This is a genomic window from Acidovorax sp. LjRoot194 (assembly GCF_964253015.1).
In the GTDB taxonomy this organism is placed as follows: domain Bacteria; phylum Pseudomonadota; class Gammaproteobacteria; order Burkholderiales; family Burkholderiaceae_C; genus Acidovorax.
Map to the genome: position 1 here is coordinate 631,601 of NZ_CAXUQB020000001.1, position 22,879 is coordinate 654,479.

Below are 22,879 nucleotides of genomic sequence, written 5' to 3' on the forward strand. Positions count from 1 at the left end.
GTTCTGCCTTGAAACCCTGGGCGCCCCGTGTGCCCCGGGTTTTCTTTTGTCCCCTCCCCCCCGACCCCTGAAAGCCCCGCCCATGATCGGCATCCCCAGCGCCTTTTCCTCCAGCTACGCAGAGGCCCGCACCAAGCTCCTCGAAGCCGCCGCCGCGGCCGGCCTGCCCATCGAGTCGCACGCCCACCCGCTCAAAGGCCGTGACGGCGAGGACCTGGCGATGGACGTGGTGCTGGACGGCCCGGCCGATGCGAAAAAGCTGCTCATCGTGAGCAGCGCCTGCCACGGCGTGGAGGGCTACTGCGGCAGCGGCGTGCAGGTGTTTGCGCTGCACGACCAAGAGTGGCGCGACAAGGCACGCGCCGCCCGCGTGGCCACGCTGTACATCCATGCGCTCAACCCCTACGGTTTCTCGCACGTGCGCCGCTTCACGCACGAGAACGTGGACCTGAACCGCAACTTCCAGGACTTCTCCCAGCCCCTGCCGGTGAACAAGGCCTACCGCGAGGTGCAGCCCCTGCTGCTGCCCGAGCAGTGGCCGCCCTCGGCCGAGAATGCCGCCGCCCGGCAGCAGTACATCGACACGCACGGCGAAGCCGCCTGGCAGGCCGCCATCTCGCAGGGCCAGCACGAGTTTCCGCAGGGCGTGTTCTTCGGCGGCACCGAGCCCACCTGGAGCAACCGCACGCTGCGCCAGGTGCTGCGCCAGCACGGCGCCAACGCATCGCGCATCGCCTGGATCGACCTGCACACGGGCCTGGGCCCCAGCGGCCATGGCGAGCGCATCTACGCCGGCAAGGACGATGCCGACTCCGTGGCGCGCGCCCGTGCCTGGTGGGACGGCGGCGGCGCCACGCCGGTCACGTCCATCTACGACGGCTCCTCGACGTCGGCCTTCCTCACCGGACTGATGTGGAACTCCGTGTACGACGAGTGCCCCCACGCCGAGACCACGGGCATCGCGATGGAATACGGCACCGTGCCGGTGCTGGAGGTGATGGACGCGATCCGCGCCGAGCAGTGGCTCAACCTGCACCCCGAGGCACCGGCCGAGCAGCATGCCCAGATCAAGGCGCAGATGCTGGCAGCGTTCTACACCGACACCGATGTGTGGAAGGGCCAGATCGTGAGCCAGGCGCGCCAGTCGATGTTCCAGGCGGTCGACGGCCTGGCCCGGTAGTTGGGTTTCATCGGCCTCCAGCGCTTGCCTGGCAAGCGCAAGGTGCTACAAAAAACATAGTCATGTCGGGGCATGAGGCCCTGTGCGCCGTGGCGCAGGGCGGTGCGGGTGCACGCTCTGGGCGGGCCGGGGGCGCTGGCGTCGTGCGCGCGGCGGCTACCATCGCGCCAAACCCAGGAGACCGCGCCATGGCCTTTGCCCCTACCTCGCTGCGCGCGGCGCAGCGCCCGCTCCGATGAGCGTTCCGGCCCCCCAGCCCGGCGCAGGCCCGCACCCCGATGCCGTGCGGGCGCTCAGCCGCAGCCTGCTCGCGCTGGGGCAGCTGGCGCGGCACACGCAACCCCAGGACATGCTGCACCAGGCCCTGCAGACGCTGCAGGCGCTGGTGCCGTTCGACTCGGCCTGGTGGGGCGAAATGTCGGCAGGCGATGTGCACACCAGCCCCCGCAACTGGCTGCATGGAAGCATGGGCCTGAGCCAGAGCTTTGCGCAGGAATGGAATGAACTGTCTGCGGTGGACGAGTTCGCGCGCCAGTCCATGAGCCGGCTCGGCGTGGTGATCCGCGAACGCGACGTGACCGGCGACATCGCCGAACACGCCGAGGTGCTGGCGTTCAGCGAGCGCCATGGCCTGTACCACTGCATGGCGCTCACGGCCGAGCTGCCGCACAGCGGCCTGCTGTTCTTCGTCTCGGTGTACCGCCCGCAGACCCGCACCGAATTCACCGACCAGGAGACCGTGCTGTTCGGCGAGTTTGTCGTGCACCTGCTGCAGCACTGGCACCACCGGCTGCAGGCGCTGCAAAGCGATTCGCCCAGCCGCCCGTGGGACAGCTTTGCGCTCGCAGAGCCTTCGGGCGATCTGCTGTTCGCGGGGCTGCGCATCAGCCTGGCGCTGGGCGAGGCCCACCCCGGCTGGGCCGGCACGCGGCTGCCGACGGCGGTGGTGCAAGGCCTCGCGCGCGCGCCGTGCACCGTGGCCGTGGGCAAGGCCTGCCGCCTGCGGATGGAGCCCTGCGGTTCGCTGGTGGCCATCAGCATCGCATCGCGCCACCCGAAGTCGCCGCTGGCGCCGCGCGAACTGAGCGCGGCCATGCTCTATGCGCAGGGGCGCTCGCACAAGGACATCGCCGCCACGCTCGGGCTCACGCCCGCCACCGTGCGCACGTACCTGCGCACCGCCTATGCGGCGCTGGGGGTGAGCAACAAGCTGGAGCTGGTGGCGGCGCTGCGCACCGCCTGAGGGCGTTCAGCACACGTGGTACCTCGGTCTTCCTGCCGGGTGTTGGTGGCCGTGCGGGTCGATCCCGGCGCTCGGTAGTTTCCCGGGCCCTCTGCATTTGCAGAGGCTGCAGCAGCGCCTTCTTTTCCTATCGTCCGCACCGGAGCCGCAAGGGCTGCGGTGGCGGTGCTGCCGCGCACAGCCCTTGCGGCTCCTGAAGAAACATCATCACAGGAGACGCATCCCATGTTCCCGAGCACATCCCGCGCCACCGAGGCGCACCGCCGCAGCATCCCCGGCCCTGCACACGCAGGGCGATGGGCCGCCCGAACCCTGGGCGCCAGCGCGGCCCTGGCGCTGGCGGCCTGCGGCGGTGGCGGCAGCGACGCCCCACCCCTGGCCGCCAAGCCCCTGGCCGAAGCCTGCGCCGCCTACACCTCGGCCGCGCTGCCCCATGGTGCCAAGGTCACCCGCACCGAGCTGCGCAAGGCCGACAGCACGCTGCCCGACGCCTGCATCGTGCGCGGCGAGATCGTCTCGTCGCCCGAGTCCACCATCAACTGGGCGGTGGAGCTGCCCACGCTCGCGCAGTGGAACGGCAAGACGCTGACCATCGGCGGCGGGGGCTTCGACGGGTTCATCCCCACCGACGACCCGTGGTACCAGCAACTCGTGGGGCCGTCCGCCCACGCCTACGTGAAGATCAGCTCCGACTCGGGCCACCAGATTCGCGGCTTCGCCTGGGGCAAGAGCGATGTCGCGCTGCGCAACCATGCGTTCGACGCGAACCATTTCGTGCTCGAGGTCGGCACGGCGATCGCCACCGAGTTCTATGGCAAGCGCCCCGCGCGGCGCTACCACATGGGCCATTCCAACGGCGGGCGCTCCGGCCTCATCGCCACGCAGAAGTACCCCAAGGACTACGACGGCGTGGTGGCCATGGAGCCCGCCATCAGCCAGCAGGCGCACCAGGTCAACCTGGGCCCCACGGTGCTGCGGCACATCTTCAAGAGCCGCGACAACTGGCTCAGCCCCGCCAAGATCGCGCTCTACGCCAAGGCCGAAACCGCAGCGTGCGACGGCCTGGACGGCCTGAAGGACGGCATCATCGGCAACGTCGAGGCCTGCAGCTATGTGCCCACCGACCTGCTGTGCAAGGGGGCCGACAGCGACACCTGCCTGACGGCCGGGCAGATCGAATCGATCCGCCTCATCTACAGCGACCACAAGACGCCCGTGACCCTGTCGCGCGGTGCGGTGGGCTATCCGCGCTACGGCCGGGGCGGGGCGTCCACCTCGGACTGGCAGTCGTACATGTTCGGCACCAGCTTCGACGCACCCGATTCGTTCAACCACATGGCCGTGACGGAAGCCGCGCGGCTGGTGGAGGGCAACCCCAACGCCAACATCCTGACGCACGACCCCACGCAGTACCAGGCGCAGTACGCGCGGCTGGCCGGGATGATCGATGGCACGGACCCCGACATCTCCGCCTTTGCCGACAACGGCGGCAAGCTGCTGATCTGGTATGGCCTGGGCGACACCTGCGTGTCGGTGTACCGCACGGCGGACTACTTCGAGTCGGTCAAGCAGCGCCTGGGCGCCAGCAAGGTGCAGGGCTTTGCGCGCATGGTCACCTCGCCCTCCAACGGGCATGACCTGGACGGCACGGGCACCGAGCCGCGCTCCATCGACCTGCTGGCGGCCATGGATGCCTGGGTGGAAAAGAGCACGGCGCCCGACAAGCTGGTGGCCACCAAGTTCGCACCGGGCACCAGCACCCCCGTGGCGCAGCGCCCGGTGTGCGAGTACCCGAAATTCCCGCGCTACAACGGCACGGGCGACCCGGCCAAGGTCGAGAGCTTCACCTGCTCTGCGACGTAGGCACTGCAGTGCGGGCCAGTTCGATGAAGGCCCGCACGTAGTCAATGGCGGTGTCCGTCTCGCGTGCCCCGAGGAAGATCTGCTTGGCGATGCCGCGCGCGCCCAGCCGGACAGGCACCACATCCATCTTGGCCGCGTACTCTTGCACCAGCCAGCGCGGCAGGGCGGCCACCCCCCGGCCGCTGGCCACCATCTGCAGCATGATGTCGGTGGTCTCGATGGCCTTGTGGCGCTTGGGCGTGACACCGGCCGGTAGCAGGAACTGGCTGTAGATGTCCAGGCGCTCGATGTCGACGGGGTAGCTGATGAGCACTTCCTGTGTCAATTGCTGGGGCTTCACATAGGCCGCCGAAGCCAGGGCATGGCCCTTGGCCACGACGAGCACCTGCTCGTAGTCGAACACGGGTTCGAACTTCAGCCCTGGCTTGAACAACGGGTCGGGCGTGACCAGCAGGTCGATCTCGAAGCCGAAGAGCGCGCCGATCCCGCCGAACTGAAACTTCTGCTTGACGTCCACGTCCACGTCGGGCCATGCGGCCAGATAAGGGGACACCACCTTGAGCAGCCACTGGTAGCAAGGGTGGCATTCCATGCCGATGCGCAGCGCACCGCGTTCGCCCTGTGCAAACTGGCCCAGGCGCTCTTCGGCCAGGTCCAGCTGCGGCAGCACGCGGTTGGCCACTGCCAGCAGGTACTGGCCGGCCTGCGTGAGGCGCAGGCTTCGACCTTCGCGCAACCACACGTCGGTGCCCAGTTGCTGCTCCAGCTTCTTCATGCTGTGGCTCAGGGCCGACTGGGTGAGGTTCAACACGCCCGCCGCGGCCGTCAACGACCCTTGCTTCTCAACCTGCTGAACGATGTTGAGGTGAATGCGTTCGAGCATTTTAATGAACCGTGTTCATGGGTTGATGAAATAAGACCATTTTACTTCATGGTTCACAGCCACTAGCATCCCCTCCCATGAACGCACTTACAGCACATCCCCTGCGCATCGTCGCAGTCTCCGGCGGGCTGCAGCGCCCCTCCAGGTCCGCTGCCCTGGCAGAGCACCTGCTGGACCTCATCGCCGATGAGCGTCCCTGCGAACAACGCCTGGTCGACCTAGGCCAGCTCGCACCGATGTTCGCTGGCGCGGTCAGGCGCGATCAACTGCCCAGCGCTGTAGAGCGGGAATTGGCGGCGGTCGAGCAGGCCGACATCCTGGTGGTGGCGACACCGGTGTACCGCGGTGCCTATGCGGGGCTGTTCAAGCACTTCTTCGACTTCGTTCACCAGGACGCCTTGATCGACACGCCGGTGCTGCTGGCCGCCACCGGCGGCAGCGAGCGCCATGCGCTGGTGATCGACCACCAGCTGCGGCCGCTGTTCAGCTTCTTCCAGGCGCGCACGTTGCCGCTGGGCGTGTATGCGACCGACAAGGATTTCGTGGACTACCAGTTGCAAAGCCAGGCCCTGATCGCCCGGGCCAGACTGGCCGTCCAGCGGGCACTGCCGCTCATGCCGTTGGCGCGCCACGCCCAGCCCTCGCTGGCCGACGAAGTGGCGCTGGCCTGAAACAAGCACCGCCCCTTCCCCTCCCCAATTCAAGCCACCGGACCGCCATGAACGACGAACTCAGCTTCAGCCTCAAAAGCATATGTTTCGATGAAAACTATGAGCCATCGGACAGCACACGCATGACCACCAACTTTGCCAACCTGGCCCGGGGAGCCAGTCGGCAACAGAACCTGCGCAACACGCTGAAGATGATTGACAACCGCTTCAACGACCTGGCGCATTGGGACAACCCGACGGGGGACCGCTACTGCGTCGAACTCGAGATCATCTCGGTCGAGATGAGCATGAATGCCAAGGGTGGAAATGCTGCCTTTCCGCTGATCGAGATACTGAAAACCTGCATCCTCGACAAGACAGCGAACCAACGCATCCCTGGCATTGCAGGGAACAATTTCTCCTCCTACGTGCGCGACTACGACTTCAGCGTGCTGCTTCCTGAGTACAACGCCCACCGCGCGCAATTCAGCACGCCCGATGATTTTGGCGACCTGCATGGAAAGCTGTTCCAGCAGTTCGCCAACTCGCGCATCTACAAGGAACGCTTCGGCAAACCGCCTGTCATCTGCATCAGCGCTTCGACCAGCAAGACCTATCGACGCACCGGCAACCAGCACCCGGTACTGGGCATCGAGTACCAACAGAGTGAGCTGTCCTCAACCGACCAATACTTCGCAAAAATGGGGATGCAGGTCCGATTCTTCATGCCTGCGAATGGCGTTGCGCCGCTGGCGTTCTACTTTCACGGAGACCTGCTGGGCGACTACACGAGCCTGGAGTTGATCGGCACCATCAGCACGATGGAAACCTTTCAGAAGATCTACCGCCCCGAGATCTACAACGCCAATTCAGCGGCAGGAAAACTCTACCAACCGAGCCTTAAGCACCAGGATTACTCGTTGACGCAGATCGTGTACGACCGGGAAGAGCGCAGCCAGTTGGCGGTCAAGCAGGGCAAGTTTGCGCAGGAGCACTTCATCAGGCCGTACAAGAAGGTCCTGGAGCAATGGGCCGCTGCTGCCCACGCCCACTGAATACTCGGCTTCCATCACCGGGTCAGTCTCCCGGAATATGCTCACCCACCCCTCTTTGCTTCAAAGGAATTGTCAGATGTTTGAAACCTCCATCGCAGGCAGCCTGCCCAAACCCGCCTGGCTGGCTGAAACCAACAAGCTCTGGCCGCAGTGGATGGCCGAGGGCGATGCGCTGCGCCAGGCCAAGGCCGACGCCACCCTGCTGTGGATCAAGGCCCAGGAAGACGCGGGCCTGGACATCGTGGGCGACGGCGAGCAATCGCGCCAGCACTTCGTACACGGCTTCCTCGAGCAGGTCGAAGGCATCGACTTCGAGCACAAGGTGAAGATGGGCATCCGCGACAACCGCTACGACGCGATGGTGCCTCAGGTGGTCTCGGCCCTGCGCCTGAAGGGCCGCGTGCATGCCTTCGAGGCACAGCTGGCGCGCGCGCACACCAGCAAAAAACTGAAGTTCACCCTGCCCGGCCCGATGACCATCGTCGACACCGTGGCAGACCGCTTCTACGGTGACAAGGTCAAGATGGCCTTAGCGTTTGCGGAGCTGCTCAACCAAGAAGCGCTGGCGCTGCAGGCCGATGGCGTGGACATCATCCAGTTCGACGAACCCGCCTTCAACGTCTACATGAAGGACGCCGCCGACTGGGGCGTGCAGGCGCTGGAGCGCGCAGCGCAGGGCCTGACTTGCACGACGGCGGTGCACATCTGCTACGGCTACGGCATCAAGGCCAACACCGACTGGAAGAGCACTCTGGGCGACGAATGGCGCCAGTACGAGGCAGTGTTCCCCGCGCTGGCCAAGAGCAGCATCGACCAGGTGAGCCTGGAATGCATCCATTCCCATGTGCCGCCCGACCTGATGAAGCTGCTGGCCGGCAAGGACGTGATGGTCGGCGTGATCGATGTGGCGAGCGACGTGGTCGAGACCCCCGAGGAAGTGGCGGACACCATCGCCCGGGCACTGGAGTTCGTGCCCAAGGAGCGGCTGTTCCCTTGCACGAATTGTGGTCTGGCGCCCATGGGGCGGGACGTCGCCTGGCGCAAGCTGAAAGCGCTGGCAGAAGGCACAAAGCTGGCCAAGGAGCGGCTCGCCGCGGCGTAACGCCAGCCGGGCTGGCTTGGTGCTGCGCCCGCTGGGCGACGCCGCCAGACATCGGGAACTGAAGTGGCCGCCCACGCGGCCACTTCAAATTTCATAGCTGCCAGAGCTTGCTCAACGAGCGCTGGAGCCTCATTGCACTGTCAAGACGCCAGTGCGCGCATCTCCGCGATCAGGTCCGACTTGCCCTCGAAGCCGATGCCCGGCAGCGGCGGCAGCGTGACGTAGCCGTTCTCGACCTTCACGCCGTCCGGGAAGCCGCCGTAGGGCTGGAACAGGTCCGGGTAGCTCTCGTTGCCGCCCAGGCCCAGGCCCGCGGCAATCGCCAGCGACATCTGGTGGCCGCCGTGGGGGATGCAGCGGCTGGGGGACCAGCCGTGTTCCTTGAGCATGTCCAGCGTGCGCAGGTACTCCACCAGGCCGTAGCTCAGTGCGCAGTCGAACTGCAGCCAGTCGCGGTCCTTGTGCATGCCGCCGTGGCGGATCAGGTTGCGTGCGTCCTGCATCGAGAACAGGTTCTCGCCCGTGGCCATCGGGCCCTGGTAGACCTCGCCCAGCTTGGCCTGCAGCTCGTAGTCCAGCGGGTCGCCGGCTTCCTCGTACCAGAACAGCGGGTACTGCGACAGGGCCTTGCCGTAGTCGATGGCGGTGGCCAGGTCGAACCGGCCGTTGGCGTCCACCGCCAGCTGCTGGCCCGGGCCCAGGATCTTGAGCACCGACTCGATGCGCTCGCAGTCCTCGGCCAGCGTCGCGCCGCCGATCTTCATCTTGACCACCGAGTAGCCGCGCGCCAGGTAGCTTTCCATCTCGCGCTGCAGCGCTTCGAGCCCCTTGCCGGGGTAGTAGTAGCCGCCCGCCGCGTAGACGAACACGCGCGGGTTGGGCGTGCCGTTGCCGTAGCGCTCGGCCAGCAACTGGAACAGTGGCTTGCCCGCTATTTTTGCCGTGGCGTCCCACACCGCCATGTCGATGGTGCCCACCGCCACCGAGCGCTCGCCGTGGCCGCCGGGCTTCTCGTTGATCATCATGCGGGCCCAGACCTTGTGCGGGTCGATATTCTCGCCGGTGGCGTCGAGCAGGCTGGCGGGCTCGGCCTCCAGCACGCGCGGGATGAAGCGGTCACGCATCAGCGCGCCTTGGCCGTAGCGGCCGTTGGAGTTGAAGCCGTAGCCGATCACCGGCTTGCCGTCGCGGATCACATCGGTGACCACGGCCACGAGGCTGAGCGTCATCTTCGAGAAGTCGATGTAGGCGTTGCGGATGTCCGACTTGATGGGACGGGTCGATTCGAGGATGTTGACGATCTTCATGGTGGTCGTGGTGGTGGATGAAACAAAAAAGGAAGGGTGACGAAACAAGCGATCAGCGGGCGAGCGACGAGCCTCCGCAGATCGCGATGTCCTGCCCCGTGATGGCGGCGGCAGGGTCGGAGAGCAGAAATCCCACCAGCGCAGCGATCTCGGCCGGCTCGATCAGCCGGCCGATGGGCGGCAGGCGCGGCGCGCTCCCGGCACGCGCCGGGTCGTTCAACATGCCGGTGGCCGTGGCCGCGGGCGAGACGACGTTCACCGTCACGCCCTGCGCGGCCACCTCGGCCGCCCAGCTGCGCGCCAGCGCGATCAGCGCAGCCTTGGTCGCGGCGTACTGCCCGCGCCCGGCCATGCCCTGCGCCACACGGCTGCCGATGAACACCACGCGCCCCCGGCCGCGCTGCGCCATGCCGGGCACGATGGCGTCGGCCAGGCGGGTGGCGGCGTCCACATGCAGGCGCCACATCAGCTCGCCGCCGGCATGGTCGAGCTGGCCCAGCGGCCCCACGCGCAGCACGCCGGCCGCATGGACCAGCGCGTCCACGCCGGGCAGCGTGGCGGCCACGCGGGCGATGGCGGCGCCATCGGCCAGGTTGACGGGCGTGTGGGTGAACGAGGGATGGACGACCGTCGCCTGGGCCACGTCAAGGCCTGTCACGCGCCAGCCGTTTGCCAGCAGCGACTCGGCGATGCTGCGGCCTATGCCGCTGCTGGCGCCGGTGACCACGGCGTGGCGGGCGTTACTCGACACGGATGTTCCCTTCGGTGACGATCTTCTGGGACCGCTCCATGTCGCTGCGCTGGAACTTGGCGAAGTCCTCCACGCTGCCCGGCGTGGTCAGCAAACCCTGCTCGCGCAGCTTGGGCGTCATCTCGGCCAGGGCCTTGTTCACCTCGGTGTTCAGCCGCTGGGTGATGTCGGCCGGCAGCCTGGCCGGGCCCCACAGGCCGTACCAGCTGTAGAACTCGTAGCCCGGGATCGTCTCGCCCACCGTGGGCACGTCGGGCAGGCTGGCCGCGCGCTGCGCGGAGGTGACGGCCACCACGCGCAGCATGCCGCTCTTGTGGTACTGCAGCGAGCCGAGGATGGGGTCGATGAAGCCGTCGATCTGCCCGCCGATCAGGTCCTGGAACGCAGGCGCCGTGCCCTTGTACGGCACGATCAGGTAGTCGAGCTGGCCGGCGCGTTTGAGCAGCTCGGTCGACAGATGGCCGGCCGACCCGATGGAGCCCACGGCAAAGGTCATCTTGCCGGGGTTGGCCTTGGCGTACGCCATCAGCGACTTGATGTCGGTGACGGGCAGGTTCTTGTTGATGGCCACCGACAGCGGCGCCTTGGCCACCAGCGCCACGGGCGTGAAGTCCTTCACCACGCCGTAGGGCACGGACTTCATGGTCATGGGCGCGGTGGTGAAGGTGGACGCGTTGAACAGCAGCGTGTAGCCGTCGGCCGGTGCCTTGGCCACCACGTCGCCGCCGATCACGCCGTTGCCGCCGGGCTTGTTCTCCACGATGAAGTTCTGGCCCATCTGCTCGCCGAGCTTTTGCGCCAGCTGGCGGCCCACGGTGTCGAGCGTGCCGCCCGGCGGGAAGGGGATGACCACCCGCACCGGCTTGGTGGGGTAGGCCTGCGCAAAACTGCCGGCCGCCATCGCGAGCGTGGCGGCGCCCAAAGCGGTGCGCAGGAGTGTCCGAAGGAATCGATTGCGTTGCATGGTGTCTTGTCTCCGGTCTTTTTGTTCGAGAACTACCAACACGGGGGATTGACTTGAGATCCCCCGCCCACGTCCATCACTCAGCGCTTGAGCAGACCCGCCTGCTTCACCGCAGCGCGCAGGGCTTCGACTTCCTGCGCGTTGGGCGCCTCCGTCGGCGGGCGCACGGTGGCGTCGTCCAGCACGCCGGCCAGGTACATGCCGCCCTTCATGCGGGCGTGGGCCTCGCCGGTGGGCTCGCCGCCGCCGTACACGGCATCCTTCAGCGGCGTGATGACGGCCTGCACGGCCATGGCCTTCTTCAAATCACCGGCCTTCACTGCGTTCCACAAATCGATGATGAGCTGCGGGATGAACGTGGCAAACCCCACCAGTGCGCCGTCCACGCCCTGCACCATCGAGGCCAGCAGGTACTCGTCGTGGCAGGTCAGGATGGCCTTGGAGGCGTCGGCCTCGCGGATCGCCTGGATGTCGCGGGCGTACTTGTTCATGTCGCGCTGGCCCACCTTGAAGGCCTGCAGGTAGGGCAGCCGGGCCAGGTCGGCCAGCAACTGCGACGAGTACGAGGCGCGCGTCCAGGCGGGGTAGACGTGGCAGACCAGGTCGGCGCTGGGTGCGGCCTGGTGGATGGCCTCGAAGTACTGCAGCGCGTGGCCGGGCGTGAAGCCAAAGCGCAGCCAGTGGTGCGGGGGCATCACGTCGAGCGCCACGGCGCCGGCCTCGACGGCGGCGCGGGCATGGTCGGCCGCATCCTTCAGGCCTTCGCAGACGATGGAGGAGATCACAGGGCAGCGCCCCTTGAGCTCGTCGGCCACGATGCGGGTGACCTCGGCGCGCTCGGTGGGCGTCAGCGAAAACACCTCGCCCGTGTGCCCGTTGGTCATGATGGCGACCACGCCTTCGTGGCCCGCCAGCCAGGCGGCGAGCTTGCGCAGCGCGGGCTCGTCGATGCGGTGGTCCGGGGTGAAGGGGCACGAGATGGCGGGAATGATCCCGCGATAATTCGAGATGGCAGGCATGCTTTTTTGTCTCCGTAGGGGAAAGCGGGTGAACGACGGGGTGGATCATTTCCCACCCCGTGCCCGCGGTCCAATACTTCAATCGCATACAACTATCGCAAGGCAGGAACGCACCCATGGGCCCTGGCAACCGACCGCTGGATCTGGAGTGGCTGGAGGACTTTCTGGCCCTGGCCGAGACCGGCAATTTCTCGCGCGCGGCCGAGGCGCGCTCGATTGCCCAGCCCGCGTTCAGCCGCCACATCCGGGCGCTGGAGGACTGGGTGGGGGTCGAGCTGTTCGACCGCAGCGCGCACCCGGCTGCGCTCACGCCGGCCGGCCAGCGGTTCCTGCCGCTGCTCGAAGCCATCCTGGCCAACCTGGAGGCCGCCCGCATCAAGGCCCGCGCCGCGCACGACGTGGCCGCCGCCAGCCTGCGCTTTGCGGCCACGCACGTGCTGTCGCTCACCTTCTTTCCGCGCTGGCTGGTGGGCATCGAAACCCGGCTGCAGATGGGCCCCATCCAGACCATGTCCGACAGCTCGCACGCCTGCGAGGACCTGATGCTGCAGCGCCGCGTGCAGTTCGTGCTGTGCCACGGCCACCGGGACGTGCCGGGCCGGCTGGACGAGGCGCAGTACCCGGTGCTGCGCCTGTCGGACGATGTGCTGCTGCCGGTGAGCGCGCCCACTCCCACGTCGCCGGGCCGGCCGCTGCACGCCATCGTGCAGAAGTACCCGGTGCCCGTGCTGGCTTACAGCGAGGCCTCGGGCCTGGGCCGCATCATGCGGTCGCGCATGCGCCACCTGCTCAGCGAAGGCCCGGACGCCGCCATACCGCAAGGGGTGTCGGTGGTGTTCACCGCGCACCATGCGGTGCTGCTCAAGACCATGGCGCTCGAAGGCCGCGGCGTGGCCTGGCTGCCCGAGAGCCTGATCACCGATGAGCTCAAGGCCGGCACGTTGGTTGCCGCAGGCGGCAGCGACTGGAGCCTGCCGGTGCAGATTCGCCTGTACCGCCAACGCGCCGAGATGTCGCCCATGGCCGAGGCGGTGTGGGGGCTGTCCGCGTCGCTGGCGGCGCAGTAAGGGCCCTTCGAGGGCAGCGTTGCGCGGCGCGGTGCGGGGGTAGCGGACTCACCAGCCGGGATGGCGGGCCGGTTGGGTACCGGGCTATTGGAAGAACGGCTGGCTCACTCCAGCTTGGCGCCTTGCGATGCGCCGTGGCGGGTGTCGCGGTCGTACTGTTTTTCGCGCTCGGTATGCTCGCGCAGCAGCCGGTGGCCCAAGGCGTTGGCCTGGCGCTCCAGCGTGGCGCAGTCGGGCGCGGTGGGCAGCTGTGCAATGCCGTTATCGATCGCGCGGGCAGCGTCGCGGCCCACTTGTACATGGCCCTGCTCATGGCGCGACAGGGCGGGCAGGTAGCGGTCGAACAGCGCGCGCTGCTGCGCAGTGGCACGTCGCAGTTCGGGCAACTGCACCTCGGTGCGCAGCCGCGTGGTGACCTCGGTGATGCGGCAGCGGCCCGAGGCTTCAGGCTGCCAGCGGAAACTCCAGCGCACGTTCCAGCGCGTATAGCCATGAAAGCGCTGACCGTCCACGGTGATGGGCGTGGCCGCGTTGAGCGCCTGGCGCAGCGTGTCGGCAGGCTCTGCGTACACGGCGTACGGGCGGTCGGCATGCTCTTCGACCACCGCAGCCTGGGCGCAGGTGGCCGCTGCCGCAGCCCACGGTGCCAGAAACAGGACGGCGGCTTTCACCGCAGGGGGCTGCTTCACTCGCCCCACGGCAACATGAGCGTGAGCAGCGACAGCTGCGCAAACTCCGGCGTGAACGCATCGATGATGCGCTGCGGCTCGGGGCACAGCGCGGTGTCGGTGATCACGCCGAACTGCACGCCGCCGCCGTAGCTCAGGATGGAGACCCCCAGGCCGATGTCGCCCGACTGCGGCACCCAGAACATGCACTGCGTGACGCGCGCCCCGCACAGCGTGAGCTGCTCCTTGGGGCCGGGCACGTTGGTCATCACGGCCGTGGTCTTGCGGCCGAACAGGTTGAGCAGCGCATCCTGCGCGGGCTTGATCAACAGCCCCGCTACGGCCAGCATGGCAAACGCCAGGATGGGCTGGGTGCTGCCCTTCAGGGCATTCATGCGCCGGCGCACTTCGTACACACGCTCGACCGGGTTGGCCATGCCGATGGGCAGTACCAGCGGCACCAGGCCGAAACGGTTGCCCAGCTTCCACGCCTCTTCCATGGGGCGCAGGTTGACGGGGATCATCGCGCGGATCTCCTGGCCCGTGGGGTCGTCGCCCTCGCTGCGCAGGTAGCCGCCGATGGCGCCGGCCACGCACGACAGCAGCACGTCGTTGATGGAACAGTTGAGCGCTTTGCCGATGGCCTTGACCTCTTCGAGCGGGAACGGCGGGCACCAGGCCACGCGCTTGGCGCTGCCGGGCTGGCCCTTCAGGCGCGTGGGCGAGTCGTCGGGCATCAGCGCCAGGGCGGCTGCGTCGCTGACCAGCTGGTACGCCACGCGCGCCATGTCCATCGTGCCCGACAGGCCGCTGTGCATGGTCTTTTCGGGGTCGCCCAGCATCTGCAGCGACTTGGCGGCGCTGTCGCCCGCCAGGTCCAGCGCCTTCACGGTCATGCCGGTGAAGGGCTTGATGAGCGTCTCGGCGATCCAGTCCTCGGCCGTGGCGGCCTGCTCGCGCTCTTTGCGGGTGCGCTTGGGCGGCTCGGCGCCGCCGTCCACGATGGACATCGTGACCGAGATCAGCGCGATGCCGTCGGCGATGCAGTGGTGGATGCGCACGATGAGCGCGCTGCCTGGTTGGCCGTCGTCGCCCACGAAGTCTTCGACGAGGTGCATCTGCCACAGCGGGCGGCGCGGGTCCAGCGGCTGCATGGCCAGCTCGCCCACGCGGTCCTGCAGCGCGCGCTGCAGGCTTTTCTCGCCTTTCGGGGCTGTGAGCTTTTCACGCAGCACGTGGGCCGCGATGTCGAACTGCCGGTCTTCCACCCAGGTGGCACCCGCCGCGTCTTCCACCACGCGCTGGCGAAAGCGCGGGTACTGCAGCAAGCGCTGCTGCACGCGCTCGCACAGGGCCTCCCACCCGATGCCGGGCGAGAGCGTCCACACGCCGTTGATCATCATCAGGTTGCTGGCCGAGTCCATGCGCAGCCAGGCGGTGTCGACCTTGCTCATGCGCTCGCCCGAAAGCCCCAGCATGCCGGTGGCAGCGCGGCGCACGTTCTTTTGCACCGCGCCCGCGGCCTTGCGCGCGGCAGGCGGCAGCGCCTGGGCTGCACGGCGGGCGACGGCGGGGGCCTGGGCGCGGGCCTTGCGCAAGGGGCTGGCGGCGCCTTCGGTGGCCGTGGCGCTGGGGGCAGAAATGCGGGTCACCATCGGATGTACACCTGTTGTTCGTTTTTGGGGGCTTGCCTCTATGGATGGCACGGCCTCTCACCATGCGCAGCCCGTAAGATACAACGCAGCAATCTCTTGCCAATACCGTTCTTTCCCTCCCCCTCAAGAATTCACCCAGGAGCAATTCCCATGGCCGATCTGAACGAGACTTTCGAAGCCGCCGTCGCCAATTCCAAGAACCTCAGCGAGCGCCCCGACAACGCCACGCTGCTCAAGATCTACGCGCTGTACAAGCAGGCCACGGCCGGCGACAACACCGAGAAGAAGCCCAGCTTCTCCGACATGGTGGGCCGTGCCAAGTGGGACGCGTGGGAAAAGCTCAAGGGCACCGAGGCCGATGCCGCCAAGCAGCAGTACGTCGACCTGATCACATCGCTGCAGTAAGCAGTTGGTTCCCCCCAGCAAAAGCGGCCCAGGCCGCTTTTGCTTTTTCTGGGGGGCGTAACTCCGGCCTGGAAATCAATCAGCCTGGTAGGCCATTTGCTTCAGGGACCCCCAAATTCGCTCACCCATCCGTTCGGGCTGAGCTTGTCGAAGCCTTGCACGCGCGGGGTACGCCCTGGCTTCGACGGGCTCAGCCCGAACGGTGGTTGAGAGGTTGAGAGGTGGAGAGGTGGGCATGAGGGGATGTGAAGACCGAGGTCATTGGCCCATCAAGCACCATTTGAGAAAAATCAGGCTTTGCCGCTTGCTGGATAAGCGCCAAGCGCTTCAATTTTTATAGCATCGTACCCCAGCTCCGCCAGCAGCTCTGCATTGTGCTCACCCACCCGGGGCGGCGACAGCCGCACGCCGGGGCGCTGGCCGTCCATGGCCAGGGGCAGCAGCACCGTCTGGGTGGCGCGGCCGTCGGGCAGGGTCATGGGGGCCAGGGCGCCTGTGGCGTTCAGGTGCGGGTCGTCCAGCAGGTCTTGCGGTCGCGTGATGGGCGCAAACGGCAGGGTGTGGCGCTCGAACACGTCGGCCAGGTGCGCGGCACTGAACGGCGCCAGCCGCTCGCGCAGCAGCGGCATCATCCAGGCGCGTTCGCGCACCCGGTCGTTGTTGCTGGCCAGGCGCGGGTCGGCCTTCAGGTCCGCAAAGCCGAAGGCGTCGCAGAACACCGCCCACGCGCCGTCGCTCACCACGGCCAGGAAGATCTGCTCGCCATCCTTCACCTGGAACACGTCGTAGATCGCCCAGGCCGAGATGCGCGCAGGCATGGGCGCCGCGGGCTGGCCCGTGACGGCGAACTGCATGATGTGCTGTGCGACGAGGAACACGTTGTTCTCGAACAGCGCGCTCTGCACCTCCTGGCCGCGCCCGGTCTTTTCGCGCTGCGCCAGCGCGGCCATCGCGCCGATGGCGCCGAACATGCCGCCCATGATGTCGTTGACGCTGGTGCCCGCGCGCAGCGGGTCGCCGGGCCGGCCGGTCATGTAGGCCAGGCCGCCCATCATCTGCACCACCTCGTCGAGCGCAGTGCGGTGGTCGTACGGGCCAGGCAGAAAGCCCTTGTGGCTCACGTAGATGAGGCGCGGGTTCAGCGCCTTCAGGCTGGCGTAGTCCAGGCCCAGCTTGTGCATGGTGCCGGGCTTGAAGTTCTCGCTCACGATGTCGGCCGTGGCGATCAGGCGCAGCACGGCCTCCTTGCCCTCGGGGGTTTCCAGGTCCAGCGCCAGGCTCTTCTTGTTGCGGTTGAACAGCGGGAAGAAGCCCGCCCCCGACCCGCGCAGCTTGCGCGTGGCATCGCCCTCGCGGCCGTGGCCGATGGGCTCGACCTTGATGACCTCGGCCCCCAGGTCGGCCAGCACCAGGCCGCAGGTGGGGCCCATGACCATGTGGGTGAACTCCACCACGCGGATGCCGGCGTAGGGCAAGTCGCCGGGGCCCTGGCTCGGGGCACTGTCGTTGTTCTCAAGCATGCGTTGCCTCCTGTATCCATCCCTTGGGCAGCCCCGCCTCGGGCGTCATGCCGTACACCGGCTCGCCGGGCAGCCCGGCCTGCAGGGGGATGCGCGCGGCGAACAGCCGGGCCAGGTCCACGCCGGTGGTCACGCCCATGGCCTCGAACATGAACACCAGGTCTTCGGTGACCACATTGCCCGAGGCTCCCGGTGCATAGGGGCAGCCGCCCAGGCCGCCCAGCGATGCGTCGAAGGTGCGCACGCCCACGTCGTACGCGGCCAGGCAGTTGGCCAGGCCCAGGCCGCGGGTGTTGTGCATGTGGGCCGCGCCCGCGTGCGGGCCGATCTCGCTGCGCAGCCGGGTGAACAGGCGGCGCACCTGGGCGGGGTTGGCCATGCCGGTGGTGTCCGACAGGCCCACCTCGTCCACGCCCGCCGCCACGCACGCTGCAGCCAGGCGGATCACGTCGTCCTCGGGCACCTCGCCCTGCAGCGTGCAGCCGAAGGCGGTGGAGATGCCCACCTCCACCAGCACCTGGGGCGCGGTCTCGGCGCGCAGGCGGGTGATGGCGCGCAGCTCCTGCACCATCTCTTCGGGGGTCTTGCGCACATTGGCCTGTGAATGCGCTGCGCTGGCCGACACGGGCAGCGTGATCTTGTGCACGCCGCTGGCCAGCGCGGCCTCGGCGCCGCGCAGGTTGGGCACCAGGGCCATCACGGTGATGCCGGGGTGGGTGAGCGCGTGGCCCACCACCTCGGCCACGTCGGCCATCTGGGGCAGCAGGCGTGCGGGCACGAACGAGCCGACTTCGATCTCGCGCAGGCCTGCGGCGACGAGCGCGTCGATCCAGCGCAGTTTGTGCGCCGTGGGCATGGTGGCCTGCACGGACTGCAGGCCGTCGCGCGGGCCCACTTCGCTGATGAGGATGTCGGGGGATGCCATGGGGTCCTTGGTGCAGTGCAGGGCGGCTGCAAAGGCTTGACGCTGCCGCGGTGCGTTGTTCTAATAGATAGAACGGTGTTCTTTCCATTGAAATGATTGGCGTTTTAACCAGCGCCGTCAAGCCCTGACCCTCCGGTTTTTCTTTTGCAAGCTGCCCCATGCCCCGCAAATCCGCGCACGAATCCCTGGCCGACGCCCACGCAGCGCCGGGTGGTGTGGCGGCCGTGGACCGCGCCCTCACGCTGGTGGCCGCCTTTCGCGCGGGGGAAGGCGCTCTCACACTGGCCGAATTGGCCGCCCGCACACAACTGCACAAGAGCACCGCGCTGCGCCTGCTGGCGTCGCTGGAGCATGCGCGCTGGGTGCAGCGCCTGGCGGACGGGCGTTACGCACTGGGCGCTGAAGTGGCGCGGCTGCATGCGCTGTACGCGGCATCGTTCTCGCTCGACCGGGTGGTGCTGCCCGTGCTGCGCGACCTGGTGGCCGCCACGGGCGAGAGCGCGGCCTACCACGTGCGCCAGGGGCAGGGCGCTGACGCGGTGCGGCTGTGCCAGTTCCGTGTGGATTCGCCGCACCCCGTGCGCGACCACATCCGCGCCGGCGATGTGCTGCCGCTCGGGCGCGGCACTGGCGGGCGGGTGCTGGTGGCGTTCGACCCGGCGCTCAGCCGCACGCTGGGCCAGAAGGACCGTGTGCTGTACGCCCGCATCCGCGCCGACGGCTACATGGCCGGCGCGGGCGACCGGCTGCACGAGGTGGCGGGCATCTCGGCGCCCGTGTTCCATGCGGACGGCAGCCTGGCCGCCGCCGTCACGCTGACGATGCCGGCGCATCGCTATGAAGAGCGGTACGTCAAGGCCGTGCTGGAGGCGGCGCGCCGGTTGAGCGGGCAGGTCTGAGGCGCAGACCGAGCATTGCCGACTGGTCAGAAGGCCAGTTTCGGCTGCCAGTTCGCCAGGGCGGTGCGCAATATGCGGCAGTTCTGGCGATTCCCATTGCCATCTGCCCGGCGGAAACTTGTCTCCATCCCTTTGGAGACAAGACCATGGTCACGCAGAACCTGACACCCACCGCATCGCACGCCACCCCCACCACCTTCTCCACCCTGTACCTCAGCGCGCCGGACGTCATCGCCCTCGTGCGGTGCAAGGGCATCGAAGCCTGCCTGCGGGGCATCGCCGACAACATCGAGGCCGACTTCCTGCGCTGGGAGTCGTTCGACAAGTCGGCGCGTGTGGCCAGCCATTCGCAGGACGGCGTGATCGAGCTGATGCCGATTGCCGACGATGCAACCTACGCCTTCAAGTACGTCAACGGCCACCCGCGCAACACGCGCCATGGCCTGTCGACGGTGATGGCCTTCGGCGTACTGGCCGATGTGGCCACAGGCGCACCGCTACTGCTGAGCGAGCTCACGCTCACCACCGCGCTGCGCACCGCCGCCATGTCGGCCGTGGCCGCGCGGGCACTGGCGCGGCCCGGCAGCCGCACCATGGCGCTGATCGGCAACGGCGCGCAGAGCGAGTTCCAGGCGCTGGCCTTCCACCACCTGCTGGGCATCACCACGCTGCAGCTGTTCGACACCGACCCGGCCGCCACCGCCAAGCTGCAGGCCAACCTGCAGGGCACAGGCATCGCCACCGTTGCCTGCGCCAGCACGGCCGATGCGGTGCGCGGGGCCGACATCGTGACCACGGTGACGGCCGACAAGACCAACGCCACCATCCTCACGCCCGACATGCTGTCGCCCGGCCTGCACATCAACGCGGTGGGCGGCGACTGCCCCGGCAAGACCGAGCTGCATGCCGATGTGCTGCGTGCGGCGCAGGTGTTTGTGGAATACGCGCCGCAGACCCGCGTCGAAGGCGACATCCAGCAACTGCCCGCCGACTTTGCGGTGACCGAGCTGTGGGAGGTGCTGGCCGGCCGGCGCGCAGGCCGCAGCGGCGATGCCGCGGTCACCGTCTTCGATTCCGTGGGCTTTGCGCTGGAGGACTTTTCGGCCCTGCGCTTTCTGCGCGATGCGGCGCAGGTGCTGGGTGTGGGCGAGCGCATCGAGCTGATTCCTGCGCTGGCCGACCCGAAGAATCTGTTTGGCGTGCTACAGGCGCGCAGCAGCCCCTTGCTGCGCGCAGCGGCGTGACCGGAAGGCCCCGTCAGTCGCGCCACACCACGCTGTCGGCCGCATCGGCCCGCGTGGTGCGAAAGTGGTTGGCCGGGTGCGCCAGGTCCGCCATGCCGAACGAGATGCCGCAGACGATGGTGCGGTCATCGCCAATGCCCAGCACTTCGCGCAGCACGGCGGGGTACGACGCGAGCGCGGCCTGCGCAATGGAGCCCACGCCCAGGCTATGCGCGGCCAGCATGAAGTGGGCCACGTACGCGCCGCAGTCCACCGCGCCGTAGGGGCCCAGTGCCTCGTCGCTGGTGACGATGGCCACGTGCGGCGCGCCGAACATCGTGAAGTTCTGCGCCGCCTGGCGGGCCGAGGCTTCGCGGTCGCCCTTGGCAATGCCCAGGGAGTCGTACAACCCCCAGCCGCATTCGCGGCGGCGCTCCTGGTACACGCCGCGGTACTCCCGCGGCCAGGGCAGGTCGGGTGCGGCGGGCGTGGTGGGCAGCACGGCGGCGAATGCTTCGCGCAAGCGGTTCAGCGTGGCGCCGCTGGCGATGTGCACCTGCCAGGGCTGTGCGTTGCACCACGACGCGGTGCGCTGCGCCGTCACCAGGATCTGTTCGATGGTGGCGCGCGGCAGGGGCTCGGGCTGGTAGGCGCGGCAGCTGTAGCGGGTGTGCAGCAGGGCCGACAGCGTGTCGAACGCCGTGGCGTCAGCGGGCGGCGCTGCGGCCGTGCCTGTGGAGGTGGTGGGTGCCGGGGAGGCCATGGCGGGCTGCGTGCCTCAGGCCTTCTTGGGCTTGGCCGCGGTTTTGGCGGGCGTCTTGGCGGCGGCCTTGGGGGCTGCCTTGGCGGGGGTCTTGTCCTTCTTGGGCTCTTCTGCATCCGCCGCCGCCTTCTTGCCCGCCGCCTTGGCCGGCTTGCCGTTCAGCAGCGCGTCGAGCTGGTCGCCGATCTCGGACTCGATGCGGTCCTTGAATGCGCCGAACAAAAAGCCCAGCTGCGCCTTCATCTCGAACTGCGTGGCGTCCACCAGCAGCGTGCCCTTCACGCCCGAGCGGCTGAAGGTGAGCGTGTCTTCGGTGTCGCCCTCTTCGTAGACACATTCCATGTCGAATTTTTCCTCGGCCTTTTCGGCCCACGAGAAAGCAATCTTGCGGGCCTCTTTCAGGCCCAGTTGGTGTTCGCGATGGATGTGGATGTCAGGCACCGGGTGTCTCCTTGGGGGTCGTGGGCGCCAATGCGCGCAGGGCGTCTTGGCGCTCCTGCAGCGGCTGGCGGGTCAGTTGTCGTACGGCATCATAGAACCGGCTCCAGTCGCGGCCCTGCTGCGCGAACAGGGCCTCGAAGCCCGGCACCAGTTCGTCGTAGGCGGCCTGCGCTGCAAAGCTGGCGTTGTTGGCCTTGGCCACCCAGCGGTCGTAGCCCGCCACCTGGGCGGTGGTGACCTGGGGCGTGGAGCCCGGCGCGGTGCCCAGCCACTGCGCGCGCAAGGCGTCGTAGCGGCTGCGGAAATCCTGCATTGCTTCTGTTTTCATAGCGGCTAGCGCTTGTCCAGCCAGCGGTGGAGCCTCTTTTTGCTCATAAATGGCCGCCAGCCGGGCGCGCGTGGCACGGGTCAGCGCACGGAAGGCGGCGCGGCGCGACTCGCTGGTGGCGTAGGCCTCGCGCACGGCGGGTGTGGAATGGGTGGCCAGCCACTGCGCCACGCCGATGCGTTCCACCGCCGTGGCGAACGATTCGTTGAACAGCGTGTCGCCCTCGGCGTACACCACCTGGTGCGCCAGCTCGTGGAACAGCAGGCGCACGAAGTCGCCCTCGGGCCAGCCGATGAAGGTGGACAGCAGCGGGTCGCCGCCCGCCCAGTTCATGTAGCCCAGCGTGGAGTACGCGGGCACGCCGTACACCTCCACCTCCAGCCCCTGCGCCGCGAGCTGGTCGGCCTCGGCCTGGGCGTCGGCCTGCGCGAAGTAGCCGCGGTAGCCGATGCAGCCCGTGACCGGAAAGCACCAGGTGTGCAGCGTCAGCGCATACGGCGGCGCGGCCACCACGTTCCACACGGCGGCGGGGCGCTGGAGGTCCGCATAGCGGCGGTAGCTGGCGTTGTCGGGCAGGCCCAGCTCGGCCACCGCAAAGGCGCGGGCTTTTTGCGCCAGCTGCAGCCGCTCGCGCAGCGCGGGGTTGATGTCGCTGCGCGCGATCCAGCGGTCGATGGGCTCGGCCGCGTGCATCAGCTGCATGTGGCCGCGCACCGATTGCCAGTAGTAGCCCAGCGAGTCGGTGGTGCTGGCGCAGCCCGCCAGCAGGAACGAGGTGGCGATGGCCAGCCACAGCAGAGGGCGTACGGGAAGCAGGCGCATGCAGGCAGTCGTCTCGGAACAGGGTGTGAAAAGGCGGGGGGGCGCGGGCGGCAGGGCGTGCCTGCCGGGCAGTTTAGGGCAACCGGTGGACCGCGGTGCGGCACGCCGTGTGTGCCCGGGGCCTGCGCTGTGCCTGCCTAGAATGC

The 22,879-nt window shown here is 68.0% G+C and carries 22 protein-coding genes; 10 read left to right on the forward strand and 12 right to left on the reverse strand.

Annotation, left to right across the window (positions count from 1 at the left end; genetic code table 11):
- Window positions 1–82: 82 nt before the first annotated feature.
- The 3 genes from ACSQ3N_RS03010 to ACSQ3N_RS03020 all read left to right on the forward strand — a co-directional run bounded on the left by ACSQ3N_RS03010 (window position 83) and on the right by ACSQ3N_RS03020 (window position 4,286).
- Window positions 83–1,180: a M14 family metallopeptidase gene (locus ACSQ3N_RS03010; RefSeq protein WP_436145555.1), complete on the forward strand. Its 1,098-nt coding sequence runs from the start codon at window positions 83–85 to the stop codon at window positions 1,178–1,180.
- 235 nt (window positions 1,181–1,415) lie between these two features.
- Complete coding sequence (locus ACSQ3N_RS03015; RefSeq protein ID WP_436127733.1) at window positions 1,416–2,423, forward strand: response regulator transcription factor; 1,008 nt, start codon at window positions 1,416–1,418, stop codon at window positions 2,421–2,423.
- Window positions 2,424–2,648: 225 nt separating this feature from the next.
- Window positions 2,649–4,286: a tannase/feruloyl esterase family alpha/beta hydrolase gene (locus tag ACSQ3N_RS03020; protein ID WP_235507299.1), complete on the forward strand. Its 1,638-nt coding sequence runs from the start codon at window positions 2,649–2,651 to the stop codon at window positions 4,284–4,286.
- Here ACSQ3N_RS03020 and ACSQ3N_RS03025 read toward each other — a convergent pair.
- Entirely contained in the window at window positions 4,267–5,169 is a 903-nt protein-coding gene (locus ACSQ3N_RS03025; RefSeq protein ID WP_056165132.1) for a LysR family transcriptional regulator, read from the reverse strand. The genes ACSQ3N_RS03020 and ACSQ3N_RS03025 overlap by 20 nt on opposite strands.
- 77 nt (window positions 5,170–5,246) lie before the next feature.
- On the opposite strand from ACSQ3N_RS03025, the gene msuE reads away from it, so the two are divergent.
- The 3 genes from msuE to ACSQ3N_RS03040 all read left to right on the forward strand — a co-directional run bounded on the left by msuE (window position 5,247) and on the right by ACSQ3N_RS03040 (window position 7,976).
- Window positions 5,247–5,840: an FMN reductase gene (gene msuE / locus ACSQ3N_RS03030; RefSeq protein WP_056165134.1), complete on the forward strand. Its 594-nt coding sequence runs from the start codon at window positions 5,247–5,249 to the stop codon at window positions 5,838–5,840.
- A gap of 47 nt (window positions 5,841–5,887) precedes the next feature.
- A complete protein-coding gene (locus tag ACSQ3N_RS03035; protein ID WP_436145556.1) occupies window positions 5,888–6,874 on the forward strand; it encodes a DUF1852 domain-containing protein in 987 nt (328 codons plus the stop codon).
- 76 nt (window positions 6,875–6,950) lie between these two features.
- Window positions 6,951–7,976, forward strand: a complete 1,026-nt coding sequence (locus ACSQ3N_RS03040) for a methionine synthase (protein WP_436145557.1) — start codon at window positions 6,951–6,953, stop codon at window positions 7,974–7,976.
- A 140-nt stretch (window positions 7,977–8,116) separates the two neighbouring features.
- On the opposite strand, the gene ACSQ3N_RS03045 is transcribed toward ACSQ3N_RS03040, so the two are convergent.
- The 4 genes from ACSQ3N_RS03045 to ACSQ3N_RS03060 all read right to left on the reverse strand — a co-directional run bounded on the left by ACSQ3N_RS03045 (window position 8,117) and on the right by ACSQ3N_RS03060 (window position 12,017).
- Window positions 8,117–9,283 carry a mandelate racemase/muconate lactonizing enzyme family protein gene (locus ACSQ3N_RS03045; RefSeq protein WP_056165140.1) on the reverse strand — a complete coding sequence of 389 codons (1,167 nt, stop codon included), beginning with the start codon at window positions 9,281–9,283 and terminating at the stop codon, window positions 8,117–8,119.
- A 52-nt stretch (window positions 9,284–9,335) separates the two neighbouring features.
- Window positions 9,336–10,034, reverse strand: a complete 699-nt coding sequence (locus ACSQ3N_RS03050) for an SDR family NAD(P)-dependent oxidoreductase (protein ID WP_056165141.1) — start codon at window positions 10,032–10,034, stop codon at window positions 9,336–9,338.
- Complete coding sequence (locus tag ACSQ3N_RS03055) at window positions 10,024–10,998, reverse strand: Bug family tripartite tricarboxylate transporter substrate binding protein (protein WP_056165143.1); 975 nt, start codon at window positions 10,996–10,998, stop codon at window positions 10,024–10,026. The genes ACSQ3N_RS03050 and ACSQ3N_RS03055 overlap by 11 nt, the downstream gene beginning before the upstream one ends.
- An 80-nt stretch (window positions 10,999–11,078) precedes the next feature.
- Window positions 11,079–12,017, reverse strand: a complete 939-nt coding sequence (locus tag ACSQ3N_RS03060; protein WP_056165145.1) for a dihydrodipicolinate synthase family protein — start codon at window positions 12,015–12,017, stop codon at window positions 11,079–11,081.
- Window positions 12,018–12,133: 116 nt separating this feature from the next.
- On the opposite strand from ACSQ3N_RS03060, the gene ACSQ3N_RS03065 reads away from it, so the two are divergent.
- A complete protein-coding gene (locus ACSQ3N_RS03065; protein ID WP_436145558.1) occupies window positions 12,134–13,084 on the forward strand; it encodes a LysR family transcriptional regulator in 951 nt (316 codons plus the stop codon).
- 104 nt (window positions 13,085–13,188) lie between these two features.
- On the opposite strand, the gene ACSQ3N_RS03070 is transcribed toward ACSQ3N_RS03065, so the two are convergent.
- Together ACSQ3N_RS03070 and ACSQ3N_RS03075 are read right to left on the reverse strand one after the other, a co-directional pair.
- Window positions 13,189–13,755: a DUF922 domain-containing Zn-dependent protease gene (locus tag ACSQ3N_RS03070; RefSeq protein WP_056165184.1), complete on the reverse strand. Its 567-nt coding sequence runs from the start codon at window positions 13,753–13,755 to the stop codon at window positions 13,189–13,191.
- A 14-nt stretch (window positions 13,756–13,769) separates the two neighbouring features.
- Entirely contained in the window at window positions 13,770–15,407 is a 1,638-nt protein-coding gene (locus tag ACSQ3N_RS03075) for a wax ester/triacylglycerol synthase family O-acyltransferase (protein ID WP_056165149.1), read from the reverse strand.
- Window positions 15,408–15,557: 150 nt separating this feature from the next.
- Here ACSQ3N_RS03075 and ACSQ3N_RS03080 point away from each other — a divergent pair, with 150 nt between their 5' ends.
- A complete protein-coding gene (locus ACSQ3N_RS03080) occupies window positions 15,558–15,812 on the forward strand; it encodes an acyl-CoA-binding protein (RefSeq protein WP_056165150.1) in 255 nt (84 codons plus the stop codon).
- 290 nt (window positions 15,813–16,102) lie between these two features.
- Here the strand turns inward: ACSQ3N_RS03080 and ACSQ3N_RS03085 are convergent, their stop codons facing one another.
- Complete coding sequence (locus tag ACSQ3N_RS03085) at window positions 16,103–17,332, reverse strand: CaiB/BaiF CoA transferase family protein (RefSeq protein WP_056165153.1); 1,230 nt, start codon at window positions 17,330–17,332, stop codon at window positions 16,103–16,105.
- The gene (locus ACSQ3N_RS03090) at window positions 17,325–18,257 is read right to left on the reverse strand and encodes a hydroxymethylglutaryl-CoA lyase (RefSeq protein ID WP_056165155.1); all 933 of its coding nucleotides are present in this window, start codon (window positions 18,255–18,257) and stop codon (window positions 17,325–17,327) included. Before ACSQ3N_RS03090 ends, ACSQ3N_RS03085 begins: the two co-directional genes overlap by 8 nt.
- Window positions 18,258–18,415: 158 nt before the next feature.
- Here ACSQ3N_RS03090 and ACSQ3N_RS03095 point away from each other — a divergent pair, with 158 nt between their 5' ends.
- Window positions 18,416–19,156, forward strand: a complete 741-nt coding sequence (locus ACSQ3N_RS03095; RefSeq protein ID WP_436145559.1) for an IclR family transcriptional regulator — start codon at window positions 18,416–18,418, stop codon at window positions 19,154–19,156.
- A 146-nt stretch (window positions 19,157–19,302) separates the two neighbouring features.
- Window positions 19,303–20,400, forward strand: coding sequence for an ornithine cyclodeaminase (locus ACSQ3N_RS03100; RefSeq protein WP_436145560.1), 1,098 nt, complete (start codon window positions 19,303–19,305; stop codon window positions 20,398–20,400).
- Window positions 20,401–20,413: 13 nt separating this feature from the next.
- Here ACSQ3N_RS03100 and ACSQ3N_RS03105 read toward each other — a convergent pair whose 3' ends face one another.
- From ACSQ3N_RS03105 to ACSQ3N_RS03115, 3 genes are read right to left on the reverse strand one after another with little or no spacing between them, the layout of a single operon-like run.
- Window positions 20,414–21,142, reverse strand: coding sequence for a nitroreductase (locus tag ACSQ3N_RS03105; RefSeq protein ID WP_436145561.1), 729 nt, complete (start codon window positions 21,140–21,142; stop codon window positions 20,414–20,416).
- Between the two features lie 15 nt (window positions 21,143–21,157).
- A complete protein-coding gene (locus tag ACSQ3N_RS03110; protein WP_436145562.1) occupies window positions 21,158–21,583 on the reverse strand; it encodes a polyhydroxyalkanoic acid system family protein in 426 nt (141 codons plus the stop codon).
- Window positions 21,576–22,733 (reverse strand): aminopeptidase, encoded by a 1,158-nt coding sequence (locus ACSQ3N_RS03115; protein ID WP_436145563.1) that lies wholly within the window; start codon window positions 22,731–22,733, stop codon window positions 21,576–21,578. The genes ACSQ3N_RS03110 and ACSQ3N_RS03115 overlap by 8 nt, the downstream gene beginning before the upstream one ends.
- Window positions 22,734–22,879 lie beyond the last annotated feature (146 nt).